This window comes from Neobacillus bataviensis LMG 21833, assembly GCF_000307875.1.
In the GTDB taxonomy this organism is placed as follows: Bacteria; Bacillota; Bacilli; order Bacillales; family Cytobacillaceae; genus Neobacillus; species Neobacillus bataviensis.
Map to the genome: position 1 here is coordinate 44,075 of NZ_AJLS01000074.1, position 16,149 is coordinate 60,223.

General features: G+C 39.2%; 15 protein-coding genes and 1 pseudogene. 2 read left to right on the forward strand and 14 right to left on the reverse strand.

The window, feature by feature from the left end:
- Positions 1–119: 119 nt before the first annotated feature.
- Together adhE and BABA_RS12380 are read right to left on the reverse strand one after the other, a co-directional pair.
- Positions 120–2,723, reverse strand: coding sequence for a bifunctional acetaldehyde-CoA/alcohol dehydrogenase (gene adhE, locus BABA_RS12375; RefSeq protein WP_007085533.1), 2,604 nt, complete (start codon positions 2,721–2,723; stop codon positions 120–122).
- Between the two features lie 139 nt (positions 2,724–2,862).
- On the reverse strand, positions 2,863–3,090 hold the full coding sequence (locus tag BABA_RS12380; protein WP_007085534.1) for a hypothetical protein: 228 nt from the start codon (positions 3,088–3,090) through the stop codon (positions 2,863–2,865).
- A gap of 344 nt (positions 3,091–3,434) precedes the next feature.
- Between BABA_RS12380 and pabB the strand changes: the two genes are divergently transcribed.
- Positions 3,435–5,180 carry an aminodeoxychorismate synthase component I gene (pabB, locus tag BABA_RS12385; RefSeq protein WP_007085535.1) on the forward strand — a complete coding sequence of 582 codons (1,746 nt, stop codon included), beginning with the start codon at positions 3,435–3,437 and terminating at the stop codon, positions 5,178–5,180.
- A 41-nt stretch (positions 5,181–5,221) separates the two neighbouring features.
- Here the strand turns inward: pabB and BABA_RS12390 are convergent, their stop codons facing one another.
- Both BABA_RS12390 and BABA_RS12395 read right to left on the reverse strand, forming a co-directional pair.
- Positions 5,222–5,710: a hypothetical protein gene (locus tag BABA_RS12390; RefSeq protein WP_007085536.1), complete on the reverse strand. Its 489-nt coding sequence runs from the start codon at positions 5,708–5,710 to the stop codon at positions 5,222–5,224.
- Entirely contained in the window at positions 5,700–6,080 is a 381-nt protein-coding gene (locus tag BABA_RS12395) for a hypothetical protein (RefSeq protein WP_007085537.1), read from the reverse strand. The genes BABA_RS12390 and BABA_RS12395 overlap by 11 nt, the downstream gene beginning before the upstream one ends.
- A gap of 268 nt (positions 6,081–6,348) precedes the next feature.
- Here BABA_RS12395 and BABA_RS12400 point away from each other — a divergent pair, with 268 nt between their 5' ends.
- Entirely contained in the window at positions 6,349–6,543 is a 195-nt protein-coding gene (locus tag BABA_RS12400; protein ID WP_007085538.1) for an alpha/beta-type small acid-soluble spore protein, read from the forward strand.
- Between the two features lie 62 nt (positions 6,544–6,605).
- On the opposite strand, the gene BABA_RS27315 is transcribed toward BABA_RS12400, so the two are convergent.
- The 10 genes and pseudogenes from BABA_RS27315 to BABA_RS12445 form a co-directional block, all read right to left on the reverse strand.
- The gene (locus BABA_RS27315) at positions 6,606–6,779 is read right to left on the reverse strand and encodes a hypothetical protein (protein WP_157273173.1); all 174 of its coding nucleotides are present in this window, start codon (positions 6,777–6,779) and stop codon (positions 6,606–6,608) included.
- Between the two features lie 105 nt (positions 6,780–6,884).
- Positions 6,885–7,382 carry a hypothetical protein gene (locus tag BABA_RS12405; RefSeq protein ID WP_007085539.1) on the reverse strand — a complete coding sequence of 166 codons (498 nt, stop codon included), beginning with the start codon at positions 7,380–7,382 and terminating at the stop codon, positions 6,885–6,887.
- 207 nt (positions 7,383–7,589) lie between these two features.
- Entirely contained in the window at positions 7,590–8,336 is a 747-nt protein-coding gene (locus tag BABA_RS12410; RefSeq protein ID WP_007085540.1) for an SDR family NAD(P)-dependent oxidoreductase, read from the reverse strand.
- A 119-nt stretch (positions 8,337–8,455) separates the two neighbouring features.
- Complete coding sequence (locus BABA_RS12415; protein WP_007085541.1) at positions 8,456–10,093, reverse strand: AMP-binding protein; 1,638 nt, start codon at positions 10,091–10,093, stop codon at positions 8,456–8,458.
- A 36-nt stretch (positions 10,094–10,129) separates the two neighbouring features.
- Positions 10,130–10,927: a 1,4-dihydroxy-2-naphthoyl-CoA synthase gene (gene menB / locus BABA_RS12420; protein ID WP_007085542.1), complete on the reverse strand. Its 798-nt coding sequence runs from the start codon at positions 10,925–10,927 to the stop codon at positions 10,130–10,132.
- A gap of 62 nt (positions 10,928–10,989) precedes the next feature.
- Positions 10,990–12,144: an acyl-CoA dehydrogenase family protein gene (locus BABA_RS12425; protein WP_007085543.1), complete on the reverse strand. Its 1,155-nt coding sequence runs from the start codon at positions 12,142–12,144 to the stop codon at positions 10,990–10,992.
- 194 nt (positions 12,145–12,338) lie between these two features.
- On the reverse strand, positions 12,339–13,331 hold the full coding sequence (locus BABA_RS12430; protein WP_007085544.1) for a sigma-54 interaction domain-containing protein: 993 nt from the start codon (positions 13,329–13,331) through the stop codon (positions 12,339–12,341).
- A 14-nt stretch (positions 13,332–13,345) separates the two neighbouring features.
- Positions 13,346–13,771: a hotdog family protein gene (locus BABA_RS12435; protein WP_007085545.1), complete on the reverse strand. Its 426-nt coding sequence runs from the start codon at positions 13,769–13,771 to the stop codon at positions 13,346–13,348.
- 89 nt (positions 13,772–13,860) lie between these two features.
- Positions 13,861–14,762 (reverse strand): annotated as a pseudogene (locus tag BABA_RS12440) (TIGR01777 family oxidoreductase).
- A gap of 139 nt (positions 14,763–14,901) precedes the next feature.
- Positions 14,902–16,146 carry an aminopeptidase P family protein gene (locus BABA_RS12445; RefSeq protein WP_007085548.1) on the reverse strand — a complete coding sequence of 415 codons (1,245 nt, stop codon included), beginning with the start codon at positions 16,144–16,146 and terminating at the stop codon, positions 14,902–14,904.
- Positions 16,147–16,149 lie beyond the last annotated feature (3 nt).

Genomic DNA, 16,149 nt, shown 5'->3' on the forward strand with positions numbered 1-16,149 from the left:
TCCCTATTATTTTATATACTATTCTATTGTAATACAAAAGAATAATTTAAAAATTCAAGTAAAAATGTGGTCAACCCCTGAAGCTCTTGCTCACCAGGGGTCTGACCGCAAATAATAGGTTATATGCCTTTATAGGCTAATCGATAAATCTCGGCTAATTCCGTTACTAAAGGTAGTTTTGGATTGGCAGTCGTACATTGATCTTCAAAGGCACGGTCTGCTAAGAGGTCAACCTTGCTTTCGAATTCAGATTGATCAATAAGGTTTGCTTCTAAGCTCATTGGGACTTCCAATTCTTTCGCCAATTGAATAATGGCCTGAACAAGACTTTCTACCCCTTCCTCAGTCGTCATGGCAGGTAAGCCGAGCATTCTGGAAATTTCTGAATACCGTTTGTCAGCCTTGAAATGGTCATACTTCGGAAATGCGGTAAACTTCTTCGGTTTTAAAGCATTATAGCGAATAACATGCGGCATAAGCACAGCATTAGCACGTCCATGGGCGATATGGAATTCGGCCCCCAATTTATGTGCAAGACTATGGTTTATTCCTAAAAAGGCATTTGCAAAGGCCATACCGGCAATCGTTGATGCATTATGAACTTTTTCACGGGCCTCTTCATCGCCTCCGTTTTTAAAGGCTCTTGGCAGGTATTCAAATACCAACTGAATTGCCTTCATTGCTAGACCGTCAGTAAAGTCATTCGCCATACAAGAGACGTAGGCTTCAATCGCATGCGTCAATACGTCTAATCCTGTATCAGCCGTAATATGTTTTGGAACCGTCATGACGAATTGCGGATCAATAATCGCCACATCCGGTGTCAATTCATAGTCAGCTAAAGGATATTTAATATTGGCTTCTTTATCAGTAATAACCGAGAAGGAAGTTACTTCTGATCCTGTTCCGGACGTTGTAGGTATAGCAACAAATTGAGCCCTTGCTCCAAGATGCGGATACTTAACAATACGTTTGCGAATATCTAAGAATTTTTGTTTTAAGCCAAAGAATTCAGCATCAGGGTATTCATAGAACAACCACATTCCTTTGGCAGCATCCATGGCAGAGCCGCCGCCAAGGGCAATAATCACGTCAGGCTGAAATTTAGCCATCATTTCGGCACCCTTCATCACCGTTTCAATCGATGGATCCGGTTCTACATCTGAAAAGATTTTGCAATGTACATAATCCGGACGTTTCCTTAAATAGTAAAGCACCTTATCGACATAGCCTAATTTCACCATTCCAGGGTCAGTGACAATGATCGCTTTCGAGATCTTCGGCATTTTCGCTAAATACTGAGTTGAATTTTTCTCAAAGTAAATTTTTGACGGAACTTTAAACCATTGCATATTGACATTCCTTTTAGCCACTTTTTTAATATTGATTAAATGAACCGCACCAACGTTAGTAGATACAGAGTTTCCGCCATACGAACCGCAGCCAAGGGTCAAGGAAGGAATGTAGGCATTATAAATATCACCGATCGCACCTTGTGATGACGGAGCATTCACGATGATCCGTCCTGCTTTCATTCGTAAACCAAACTCTTTGATGACAGTTTGGTCATTGGTATGAATGACAGCGGAATGTCCTAAACCGCCAAATTCAAGCATTTCTTCTGCTCTTTTATAGCCTTCTTCATGACCGCTAACCTTGAAGCAGGCTAAAACTGGGCTTAATTTTTCCCTTGATAGTGGATAAGCAGGGCCCACGCCTTTTAACTCTACCACAAGGATTTTTGTGTTTTCTGGAACGATAACACCTGCCAAGGCAGCAATTTTTGAAGCAGCCATGCCCACAATGGTTGGATTAACGCTACATGAATGTTCATTGATGACTAAGGATTCAATCTTTACTCTTTCTTCCTCATTTAAGAAATAACAATTGTTCGCAATCATTTCCCGTTTTACATCAGCATAAATTTCTTTATCAATAATAACGGCCTGTTCGGAGGCGCAAATCATTCCGTTATCAAATGTTTTCGATAGTATTAAGTCATTAACCGCTTGTTGAAGATTGGCTGTTTTTTCAATATAACAAGGGACATTCCCTGGCCCAACTCCAAGGGCAGGTTTACCTGAGCTATAGGCAGATTTAACCATGCCAGCTCCGCCAGTTGCGAGAATCATTGATATTTTCGTGTGGTTCATCAATGCTTGCGTCGCCTCAAGGGATGGAGTATCAATCCATTGGATACAATTCTTCGGTGCTCCGGCTTTAATCGCTGCATCCCTTAGGATTCTAGCCGCTTCACTGCTGCACTTCTGTGCAGATGGATGAAAGGCGAAGATTATCGGATTCCTTGTCTTAATCGAAATTAGTGCTTTAAACATTGTTGTGGAGGTTGGGTTTGTGACAGGTGTAACCCCAGCGACAACTCCGACCGGCTCAGCAATATCTATGATTCCTTCATGTTCGTTCTCATTAATGATCCCAACGGTTTTATCATATTTAATATTATGATAAACATATTCTGTCGCAAACATATTTTTGATTATTTTATCTTCATATACACCTCTGCCTGTTTCTTCAACAGCAAGTTTAGCTAATGGCATATGCTGATCAAGACCTGCCAAGGCCATTTGCTTTACAATTTCATCTACCATTTCTTGGTCAAATCCACGGAATTCCTCTAATGCCTTTAAGCCATTTTCCACTAAGACATCAATCATATTTGTTACAGTCTGTTTTTCTTTTCCTAATTTTTCTACCACTGTCATGATTGTCCCTCCAATTGGATAAGTACTTTTGAAAATGTTTTAATATTCAAAATTATAATAACAAATGAGCGCGTGAATAAATGCGATGTATTTCACAAAGGATTTGATCATGTTGCAACAGTTTATGTTTTCATTTGCGTTATTCACAAACTGGATTTCTTGGAATCTTTTCAAATAAGATCTCAGTTAAAACTTTTGAATACTTTTTGACAATGATCACATAATTGACTGTCCAAATATAGGCTGGAATTTCTTCATTATCTTCAACCTGCATCGCTTCAAATTCATCGCCTACTGTTTCCTCAAATACCTCCTGGGTATAGGTTTCAGAATCGGTTGCGAAGGTTTTCCATTCACAAATCATCATGTCTAATCACTCCTTGTTCATTTATGAATTTATCATAGAATGGATTTTGAAAAACAGATTGTGAAATATTGAACAAAGTATGAAACTTGGAGATTTTTACTAATAATAGGTCTTTTTACTTATACAAGCCTGTTTCTGAACTTACTTTTCTATTTAATCCTTAGTTACATAGAGAGCGTTTACATTTTTTTATTATTTTAATATAATAAAACACTATCCTTTTCTCTAAAACAACTAACCACAGTGAATAAGTTACACTAGTATACACTAAGCAATCTATGTTATAAATTTTATAGTTAACTTACCAAAAATCATTTTTTAAAAGAAGGATGAACCCAAAAATCATGAATCAAACTCCAATACTCTCATTTGAATTTGCTGATTCAAACGGTAAAATACAACCGCTAACTTTTCAAAATCCGATCAGGCTGATTCAGGCGCACACCATCGAAGAGGTTATTCCTTGCTTGCAACTTGTGGAAGAGGCTGTTAAAGACGGGTTCTATGCTGGAGGATTTTTATCCTACGAAAGTGCGCCGGCCTTCGATTCTGCCTATAAAGTTAAGGACGGAAATAAAATGCCATTTTTATGGTTTGGAATTTTCCGGGAACCTCAGCAACAACCACTAACCAGTACTAATACATTTTCACTTTCCGAATGGAAATCATCTGTTGGCAGAGATGAGTACAATCAATCTATTTCATCAATTAAACACGCGATAGAAAGCGGCAATACATACCAGACAAATTATACCATTCGTCTAAACTCCCACTTTCGTGGTGACGACATTGCTTTTTTTGAAAAATTAAAAGTGGCCCAAGCATCCAATTACTGTGCATATCTCAACACCGGTGAACATAGCATTTTATCTGCCTCACCCGAATTGTTTTTTCACTTACAAGGTGACTTCCTAACAACACGGCCAATGAAAGGAACAATACAAAGAGGAAAAACAACGATTGAAGATGAAGCAAATGCCAGTTGGCTTTACCATTCAGAAAAAAACCGAGCTGAAAATGTGATGATCGTCGACCTGTTGCGCAATGACTTAAGCATCATCGCCGAACTTGGCACTGTTTCCGTGCCAAAGCTCTTTGAAATCGAACAATACCCAACCGTCCATCAAATGACCTCAAGCGTTACCGCAAAGGTTGCTAACCAAACAACCCTTGTTGATATTTTTAAAGCACTTTTTCCCTGCGGATCGATTACTGGCGCGCCTAAGGTCAGCACGATGGGAATCATCACAGACCTAGAAAAGGCACCGCGTGAGGTTTATTGTGGAACCATTGGCTTTATTACACCTGAAAAGGAAGCCATTTTTAACGTCCCAATCAGAACCGTATTAATTGAACATCAATCAGGTCAAGCAACCTATGGTGTTGGCGGTGGAATCACCTGGGATTCCACCAGCGAGGGTGAATATCAAGAAATTCTGACAAAGGCTAGCTTCCTTAAAGAAAACAAACCTGTGTTTCAATTACTTGAAAGCATGTTATTAGACAAAGGAAGCTATTTTTTATTAGAAGAACATCTTCAGCGCCTGAAAAATTCGGCTCAATACTTCGGGTATCCATGTGATATTGCCGATGTCAAAAGGGCTTTGGACATTTTTTCAAAGAAAAATGGAAATGATGTGTTAAAAGTCCGGCTGCTGCTAGCTAAAAACGGAGAGATAATCACCGAAGGGAATCCGATTGTGCAACCGGGGACAGCATTAAAAGTAATGCTTGCCAATAAACCAATAGATAAAAATAGTCCCTTTGTGTACCATAAAACTACAAATCGGGAAGTTTATACACCATTTCAATTGGAGAAGCCCGCCGAAGTTTATGATGTCCTCCTTTGGAATGAAGAGAGTGAGATAACGGAGTTTACAAATGGAAATGTTGTCTTTGAAATAGACGGTTCATTATGGACACCGCCTATAGATAGCGGATTGTTAGCAGGCACATTTCGTGAAGTATTACTAAGGAATGGAGAAATTCATGAAAAAACAGTAACCGTTGGGGATATACATAAAAGTACAAAAATCTGGTTCATCAATAGTGTGCGGAAATGGCTGGAAGTCCAACTAATCAGCCACTAAAAAGAAAGCGAACAGTGTCGGCACTGTTCGCTAATTTTGTGTTATTTAAAAATAGTTGAGACCATTTGGTCGTATGACATTTCGCTATCCACTATATATACTCCTGGACGCAAACGGTTTTCTAGACCTTTATGCTCAATATCCTGTGAAAAAGCAAATGCATCCTGGACTAAACTCGCCTGGACAAGTGCCTTGCCTACATCGATACTTGTCATACCATCAGCTACATTCACAATGACTTTCGTAACGGTTTTTGCAGACTGGTTATTATCAGGAGTAACCTGTTTTTGCCCAGAGTCCTTTGCATCCTTCACGTTTTTGTCAAATTCAGCTTTCGTTTGGACAATATAGCCTTTTGTCTCAAGCTTTTGTTTCATCTCTTTTTCCGAAGGTTTGACTGTTGATCGGTTTTCAACTGTGTTGACAGTTGCTTTTGACTGGTCACTAGGATTTGTAAGGTAGACGGCCCCGCATATGGTTGTGCTGATAAGAATTCCTGCTGCAAAGCTGCTTAGTAAGTTAATTCTCATTGGCAGCCGCTCTCCCTTCACCCTTTACTTCCTGAAATGGGGCAAGGAGCTGTTCAATATCATTTTCTGGTACCTGTTTCATCTCTGCGATACTCTCAATCGAGTAATTGCGTCTATATAAATCTAGTACTTCACGCTTTAATACCTTATCCTCAGCTGAAAGTTGAATTCCCGCATCCTTCGTGACCACTTCCATGTCAAGCTCCATATTCCGAATTGACTCTTGCAAAGCATTGATTTCTTTCATCGTCGATATATGAATCAAATCAATTTGTTTATGTTCTTCTTTCGCGATCCGATTAGATTTTAATAAAGAAATTGTGAGTAAGATAGCGGATAGCAAAAACAATCCGGCTAAAGTCCATTCCATCAAATTAAATTCCTCCTCTACGTTATGCAAGTCCTTATTATACATCCAAACTTGTATTTTTGCGCTTTTAAACACAAAAATACGTCAAAAGTCTGAGGAACCTTACAAATTTTGTAGTTGAAGGAAACTATTTTTTGTAGAAAAAGGGAGTTATATGGTTGGGTTGGACTAATCACTTATTTTTCTGAATTTATGTTCATAATTAGGATAAAATATATCGGAGCAATTTATTTTATTGCTCAAAAAAAATCGTCGGGAGTGATGTATCATGGCTAGAAACAAACTGTTGGTTCCTGGTGCGGGCAATGTTCTGGATCAAATGAAAGAAGAAATTGCTAACGAGTTTGGAGTACAACTTGGTGCTGATACGACCGCACGAGCAAACGGTTCAGTCGGCGGCGAGATGACAAAACGACTTATTGCTTATGCTGAACAATCATTACGAAATCAACAGGGTCAATAACCGGTGATTTCAGAAAAGGGTGTCCGATTGGGCACCCTTTTTCTACTTGATCCAATTTCAAATTAATTAGCAAATAAAATTTTAATTTCCGCTTCTGCCTCAACCATCCTGCCAAAGCGATAGCCCTCAATTAGCACATGTCGTTCATGATCACTGAGTCTGCGCTCCCATTTCATTTCTAAATATAAAATAGCCTCATTATAAAAAATTTCCGGGTAATCAAAAGGGGTAGTCATCAAAGCAACTCCATCCACATTAATGGTCTCTGTTCCTTAACAGTCTCGTCAAATTTGCTTCATTTTATAAGGGAATGAGCGGAAGATAGTTAGTTGCTATAAATCTCAGTATCCTTTTTTCCAATAATCATGAATGAATTCTTGGAACAATTGACTTAATGAACTCTTTTTTTGGCTTTTTAACCATTCTATTTGGTCAATTGGTAGTTTTAATTTTAAACTAATATCTTCAATAGGCATTTCCACTTTTCTTATTTCTTCTAAAGTGATTCCTTCTTCTATATTTGGAAACCACGAATCCTTTTCGTTCACTCTATCGAAATCTTCATACTCTTGACCATCATCGAGTTCACAAAATAAATTAAGCTGCGGCAGACCGCCAGACAGAATTTTTACATGCATAATCGAATTTATGATTCTACCATCTTCCAATTCGATTTCAATAATAAGGTTTTCCTCATTTTTATATTTTTTTACTGTGATCTCACTAACAATGATCCCCAACTCTAACGTAAATCCAGAGCTTGATTCAAAAATATAGATGGCACTATTAAAAATATGAATCTCTTCACCATCAATCTTAATTGTTTTTATTGCAACCATAAACCGTTCCCCCATACAGCAGTGTGATCCATTTTTAACAAACCCATAATGGATATAATTATATATCTTAATGGGTTTTTTGCACATCTTTATGGGTTATATTAGTAAAAAAGATCAAACATGCAGCAACATGTCCGATCCAGTTATTAAAGCACCTTTTTATTTAATAGAACTACTATAGGGGGAATTCCCCCTATTGGCTAGTCATTAAAGCATCGTTAATCCGCCGCTGACCGATAGGGTTTGACCTGTTACGTAGCCTGCATCATCCGAAACGAAGTAAGCTACAGCACCGGCTATATCTTCCGGCTGTGCTAAGCGACGGAAGGGAATTGCTTTTTCTAATGCCCCGGCAAGCCCTTCATTGTACGAACCAATTTCTTGAAATAACGGCGTGTTACTTGGTCCTGGTGCCACACAATTAATGTTGATCTTATGGCGGGCCATTTCACGTGCCAGGGTTTTTGTCAGTGCGACAACTCCTCCCTTTGCAGCGGAATATACTGCCTCCCCGCTTGACCCCACTCGGGCAGCATCAGAGGCAATATTTACGACCTTCCCATAACCGCCATCAATCATTACCGGCAAAATCTCTTTACATGTATGAACCTGCCCCATTAAGTTGATATCAATAATTTTCTTCCATGTCTGAGGCTCGCTTTTTAGGAAAGGTTCAACCTTATCCCAGCCTGCATTATTTACAAGAACATCGATTCTTTGGTAAAAATTCAACGACTCCCTAACTGCATTCTTTACACTATCTAAATCCGTAACATCACAATATACAGCCATCGCGTCACCATGGTTTCCCTTTATAATGGAGACGGTTTCTTCTGCACCACCACTATTGATATCGGCAACAATGATTCTCATAGATTGGGAAGCTAGTAATTTCGCAATCTCTCTGCCAATTCCACTTCCTGCCCCTGTTACAAACGCAACACGTTGAATCATTCACGATCCCTCCTATTACTTCTTCTCTGTTTAGTAACACTTTTACTATCTACAATGAATAATTTACAAAATAATTAGAATCTTCAACAGAGGCCATTTTCACTCTAAAAAGCAAAAAGCTACACCCTATCCGCTAACTTCTCATTAATCATCGACCGTAAGCGGAATTTTTGAATTTTACCGCTTGGCGTTCTTGGGAAGTCTTCAATCACTTCTACGTGTTCCGGCCAATATTGCTTAGCCACCCCTTTTTCTGCTAAAAAGGTTTTCAATAACTCCATCGTAAGCGGTTCTTTCCCGGGTTTCATGCTTATAAAGGCGCAGGCTTTCTCTTGTAGTCGGGCATCTGCCATAGCTACAATTTGAACAATCGATAAATCGGGATGTTCATATAAAATATTTTCAATATAGGCCACAGGGATATTTTCGCCTCCGCGTATGATAATATCTTTGTTACGGCCGGTGATTCGAATATACCCATCTTCAGCCATAACTGCCCGATCCCCCGTAATAAACCAATCACCATCAAAATCGGACTTTGTTAGCTCCAATCTTTTTAAATAACCAACAAATAACGCCGGACCTCTAACTAATAAATCGCCTTCACTATTTGGCGGCAGCTGACCTCCATTTGCGTCAACTACCTTTACCTCCATCTTAGGGAATGGAACACCATCCGTATTGGTTAGCTTTTCCTCCGTATCATTCGCAAGTGTTAGCGTTACAAGGCCATTTTCCGATTGACCCCAGCCTGATAGAATTCCGCATGGCAATTTTTGAGCAGCTTGTTTTACAAGTGTTCTTGGTATTGGAGCCCCAATCGCAATAAAGTATTTTAAGGAGCTTAAATCATATTTTTCGATATCCTCGACTTGTATGGTATCTTGTAAAAATGGCGTCGCGGCTGTCGTAAAGGTTATTTTCTCTTTTTCAATCAATTCGATAAATTCCTTTGGATTCCAAATATCTTGGTAAACGGCGGTTCCTCCATATATAAAGGGTAAGCGGACGCCATAAAGAAAACCTGTCTGATGTGCAAAAGTAGATGCCATGAAAATCACATCTTTAGACGTTAACTTTAAATGATCGAGCCAAAGTTCTGAGGTAAAGGTGACGGTATTATGGGTATGCATAACACCTTTTGGTTCCCCTGTGGTCCCGGATGTAAAAATAATTTCAGTAAGTTCATTGGGATCAATGCTGATTCTGTCTAATTCAGCCGGATTTCTTCGTTCTTCCCATGGTACATCAATCAGGGACGAAAAAGATTTCATTCCTGTCGGTACATGTTTCCCAATAACGTATATATGTTCCATACAAGGCCATTCCGGAAGAAGTCTGTCAATCATTTCTGGATAGTTGAATCCTCGGAACTCATCAGGGACAACAATCATCTTGGATTCGGCAAGCTTAACCATAAAGCCAATTTCTCGATCACGATAAATAGGGATCAACGGATTACTGATGGCTCCGATCCTCGTAACCGCAAAATGCAGAATAACAAACTCATTCCAGTTGGGCAGTTGAAATGAGATAACATCGCCTTTTTTCAAGCCTATTTCGAGCAATCCTAGAGCCACACGATCTACTAATTTATCAAGCTCTTTATAGGTATAACGGCTATTTTTATCAATTATGGCTGTCTTATCAGGGTTTTTGTCAATCGCTTGATGTAAGTAATGTAAAATGGTTTTATTTGACCAATCAGACTCGTATTTTTTACAAACTTCCTCTGTTAAAATCGTTTCAAAACCCATCAGCTTGATTCCCCCTTTAAACTAGGTAAAACTTTGTTACTGCCTGAATTTCTTGAAATCAACTGGTCTTTTTTCAACAAAAGCATTTCTTCCTTCTGCTGACTCATCCGTTTTATAAAACATTCCGAGACTTGCCATTGCAATCTGTGAAATCCCTTCAATATTTGCGGAATCAGCATTGAAGGAGTATTTCAACATTTTGATCGCGGTCGGGCTTTTTTCTACTATTTTTCCGGCCCAATCCTCGGCGGTTCCCATCAATTCATCTTGTGGCACAATCTTATTGACGAGGCCCATTTCCTTCGCTTCTTGTGCCGTGTATTTTTCGCATAAATACCAAATTTCCCTTGCTTTCTTTTCGCCAACAATCCTAGCTAAATATGCTGAGCCTAAGCCGGCATCGTAACTGCCAACCTTTGGACCGCTCTGGCCGAAAAGGGCTGTTTCAGAAGCAATAGTCAAATCGCAGAGGACATGAAGTACATGACCGCCGCCAATCGCATAGCCATTAACAGCAGCTATGACAGGCTTCGGCATAGCACGGATAGTTCGGTGCAGATTTTCTATTTCTAAGCCGATTCCCCCTCCAAGACCTCCTGAGCTATCGTAGCCGCTGTCTCCTTTATTCTTTTGGTCACCGCCAGTACAGAATGCCTTCTCACCTGCCCCTGTTAAAATAACAGCACCGATACGGTTATCATCCCAGGCATCGCGGAATGACCAGATTAATTCCTGAACTGTTTGCGCCCGAAACGCATTGTAAACTTCAGGTCGGTTAATTGTAATTTTGGCAATTCCCTCTCTTTTTTCATACATTACATCTTGTAGTTCCATCTCTTTTTCCCTCCAGTTTTTTTAGGGTTCAGATTGTTCCATATAATGGATTGTCTCCTAGATTAATATGGGCGAAATTCTTTACCTATTAATTCTTTTGCGATGACAATCTGATTTGCTTGTGCCGTTCCATCCCCAATTTCCAAACCAATAACGTCTCGTAATCTTTGTTCAAGCGGCATATCTTTCGTATAAGCATAATGACCATTGAGGAGCATGCATTCGTGAATGGCTTCCTGGCTGTATTTTGGTCCAAGCCACTTTACAGAGGATGCTTCTCTTGTATGCTTTTTGCCTTGGTCACGAAGCCAAAGACCACGGTAGGCCTGCCATTTGATTAATTCCAATTGAGTGTAATGTGTGACAATTGGGAAGGATACGCCTTGAAACCTTGCCAATGGTTTTCCAAATGCATGCCTTGTTTTTACATGTTCAATTGTTTCATCGATGCTTTGAAAGGCAGCCCCCACACATTGAAGTCCAATTAACAGCCGGCTTAAATCAAATCCATTCATCACCTGGAAAAAGCCATTATTCTCTAATCCAATTAAATTTTCTTCAGGTATCTCTACTTCCGTTAAATAAATAGAGCCTCTCCCAATCGGAATATTTCCCATGTCGTCATAGCCTTTACACTCCACTCCCGGTAGTTCTGAAGGGACTATGAAAGCACTGATGCCCTTACTGCCGGAATTCTGATCCGTTTTGGCAAAAATAATAAAGGCATCGCCAAACGTCGCTGCACTAATTCCAGACTTTTCTCCATTTAGTACATAGCAATCTCCTTTATGTACTGCCGTTGAGCGGATTCCCGCTGCATCGGTTCCTGCCGATGGTTCAGTAATCGCGACACCAACAATTTTTTCACCGCTTGCAATTTGCGGAAGCCATGTTTTTTTTAATTGCTCTGCTGCATGATTGGTAATTATTTCAGAGGCCAATGCATTTAGCATAACAGCATAAGTCAGATTGAAATCACCCCGGCCAATTTCTTCCGCCGCAATACCAGCGGTAACACACTCAGCGCCGCTTCCTCCGTACTCTTCAGGAATCCTCAGGCCATTAACCCCCAGCTCCCCGAGCTTTTTCCATAAATGTCTTGGAAGAGTCTTTTCGCGATCCCATTTCGTGTATTGTGGAAGTAATACATTCACGGAAAAATTTCTAAGCATGTCTCGAAAATAATCTTGTTCTTGGCTAAATGAAAAATTTAACAAGATACCCCCTCCTCTACTTTTTAAATTTGCAAATTTCGTGCCAACTTGTGATTGCTCTCTGTCAGGTTTTTTATTTTTGAAAATTCGCAATTCTACTTTTTTTCGCAGATCTGCGAAACAACCCTGCGAAAACTTTCAATCCTTAAACCCTATAAAGACAAAAAAACACACGAAAATGTGTGTTTTAACAAATTTTATTTCAATTTATATTTTGCCATTTTCCGATAAAGGCTTGCTAAATGGATATTTAAAATTTGCGCCGCCTTTGTCCGGTCTCCGTTAGATTCTTTTAAAGCTCGCTGAATAGCACCTATTTCAGCCTTTGTGACTGCCTCTTCCAGGCTTACGGCAAACGTGCCCTCTTCTTCAACCGTTTTATGTGCAGTAGCATCAAAAGCTGAAAAAAGAAATGAATTTTCAATTGTTAGTGTATCACCCTCTACCAAATTCATCCCACGCTCAATAAACGCTCTTAGTTCTCTAACATTTCCAGGCCAATCATGAGACAAAAGCCATTCCTGCAGTTCGGGACTCATATATTTTACATTTTGTGCTATTTGATCATTTAAATAATTGATAAAATGATATGCCAAAGGCAATATATCTTCTTTTCTTTGCCGCAGCGAAGGAATTTTTAATTCAAACACGTACAAGCGGTAAAATAAATCCTGCCGGAACTTGCCCTCCTGGACAAGTGATTTTAAATCTCGATTCGTTGCAGCAATGATGCGGATATCTACGTTTTTACTCCCTGTTCCCCCAAGCCGTTCCACTTCTCTTTCCTGTAATACCCGAAGCAGCTTACCCTGGACTTGGTATGGGAGTTCGGATATTTCATCTAAAAAAAGGGTCCCATTTTGCGCCAATTCTATTTTACCGGGCTTTCCTTCTTTTTTTGCCCCGCTGAAAGCCCCTGCCTCATATCCAAAAACCTCAGATTCAAATAGCTCATGGGGTATAGCGGCACAGTTAACGGCAACAAATGAATGATTCTTTCTTGAACTAAGGCCATGAATTGCTTGGGCAAATAGTTCTTTTCCGGTTCCACTTTCCCCTGTAATCAGGACAGTGGAATTACTTGTGCCGATTCTTGCTGCCAATTCTTTGATTTGAGTTATCAATTGACTTTCTCCGATAATATCCTCAAAGCTGTATCGAATGCGATTGTTAGATTTATTTTTTAACATTGGCTTTTTCCCACCTAAGAACTGTGGCTCGGTAAAATGAGGATAACAACCTGTCCTTTGACCACTTCATTTCCAAATTGGTTAAAACAACTAACCTTTTGCGTTACCCAGTTTCGTTCATGGTTAATATCAATAATTTCAAGTTCTGCAGTAATTTCATCACCTACATGGACTGGAAGATAATAAACTACTTCCTTTTGCAGTAACACACATGCAGTTCCAGGTAATTTTTGGCTAATCACCTGCGTGATTAGACCTTCTGTGAGTAAACCAGGAACAAGCGGTTTAGAGGAAATACCCTTCCAATCATTTTTAGCTTCTTGATATACAGGACTAAAATCTCCCGTTAATTCGTTACACAATTTTACATCACTTTCATTAAAAGTTCGTTTTAGTCTCGCAATTTGTCCGATAAACAATCTTTCAATAATAACACTCATGGGTATACCCCCCGTTGTAAAAATATTTCGAATATTTAGTCCCAATTCCACTATACTTTTTGTATTGTTTATATGCAACTAAACACTGCTTATTTTACCAGTAAATCCTCCAAAGCGGATTGAAGTATCGGGAATTTGAATTCGAAGCCCTCTTCCATTAACACCTTTGGTACAACATGCTGGCCTTCAAGAACGAGTGCACTTTTTTGTCCGAGTAGCATTTTCATCGCAAATGAAGGGACAGGCAGCCAATGTGGGCGATGTAATACTGTGCCTATTATTTTACCGAAATCCTTCATTTTGATTGGAGATGGAGAAGTGACATTTACAGGCCCACACAATTTATTATTTTCAATGGCAAATACGATTGCTTGGATTACATCCTCCACATGCACCCATGACACCCACTGTTCACCTGAACCAACCGAACCGCCGGCGAACAATTTATATGGAAGTGCCATAAGGGGAAGTGCCCCGCCTTATTACCGAGTACAACACCGAATCTCATAAAGACAGCACGAATGGAATACGCTTCTACTAGTTTCGCTTTACACTCCCAGTCATTTACTGTCTTACCAAGGAAATCATTTGCCTTTTCTACTGAATCTTCAGTATATCTTGCAGTTAGGGATGCCGGGTAAATACCGATCGCGCTTGCATTAATCAGTACTGTTGGCTTTTCAGGTAAGGCCTCGATAATTCTTATTAACTCATCCGTTGCTTTCAACCGACTGTCATAAATTTGGTTTTGATGGTTTGCATTCCATCTTCCATCGTTTATTGAAACACCTGCTAGATTAATAAATTCATCAGCATTTTTTATTTCCTTTTCAGGAAGAGTACCTTCCTCGAGCCACTTTACATATGATACATTTCGTAAGGACTGCTGATCATTCCTTGTTAAAATAATAATTTTGTGGCCATTTTCGAGAAGAACGAATGTCAATTTCTTCCCGATAAATCCCGAACCACCCGCAATAACTATCTTCATAGATTCCCCTCCTATCTCAAAACCGAGTTCTATATACTTATTTTACCATATGGTCTTAAGGTTGAATTTCATTTAATTGAAATATTCTAAAAAACAAACGAGCAACTCAATAGTTGCTCGTTTGTTAATGGTTTCTAAATTATTTGTTCATAAAGGCTTCAATTTCTTCAACCGACCGGAAAATTTCTTTTGAAAGTACCTCATGGCCTTCCTCAGTAACTAACACATCATCCTCAATCCGGATTCCGATTCCTTCTTCTGCGATATATAATCCGGGTTCAACGGTTAATACCATTCCAGGCTGTAGGATTAAGTCCTTATAATCACCAACATCATGGGTATCAAGACCAAGGAAGTGGCTAACACCATGATAATAGTAATTTCCAATTTCACTCTCTTCCATGATCAAGCCAACTTTGATGCACTCTTCAGCTAGAACTTTCTTTGTATGCTCATTTAGTTTGGCAAATGGGACACCCGGTTTAATCAGTTCTGTGGTTTCTCTTAATGCTTTTAATACGATATTGTAAAATGTTTTTTGTTTTTCCGAAAACGTACCATTCACCGGGAATGTATAACTAATATCCGCATTGTAATAATTATATTGTGCCCCTAAATCAAGAAGGACAAGGCCGCCCTCTTCAACTGTTGCATCATTTTTTTCATAGTGAAGAACTGTGCCATTTTTGCCACTGGCCACAATCGTAGGAAACGCATAGTGTTTTACACCTGCCGACTTAAGGACAAAATCAAAATGTGCTTCAAGCTGATATTCTTTCATACCGACTTTGGCATGGCTCATTAGGTTTTTGATTCCATCATAAGTAATCGCAATGGCCTTTTTAATTTCTTCAATTTCCTCAGGCGTTTTAAAAACACGTAACTCGCAAATTTCTAGATAGACATTTTTAATTTGCAGGAATGGATAATTCGCTTGCATTTTACCTGCAAATTGCTGCGCTTTAGTCGTTACAGTATCCAATTCTCTTCTCTCAAGATCTAAATAAAGATTTGTTAACGGGTTTGTAAGGAAAAATCGGGATAACATGGATTCAAATTGTTCAATATATTGGATTTTATTAATCCCGGAGACTTCTACAGCTTCTTCTGATGAAATGGTTTTTCCAACCCATTTTTCTAAAATTGGGTCTGATTTTTCGATAAATAGATATTCATCAACGGTTTGTTTTGATTTATGTACAAGCATTATAATGTTAGGTTCGTCAATTCCAGTTAAGTAATAAAAGTTTCGGTTTGGCACAAACTGATAGGCCTCATCTGCAGACTTTTGCGGTGCCCGCCCAGCAAACAAAATCATCAGTGAGTCATCTTCAAGCTTTTCATATAAACGATTCCGATTATTAACATAGAAATCCTTTTGCACAAT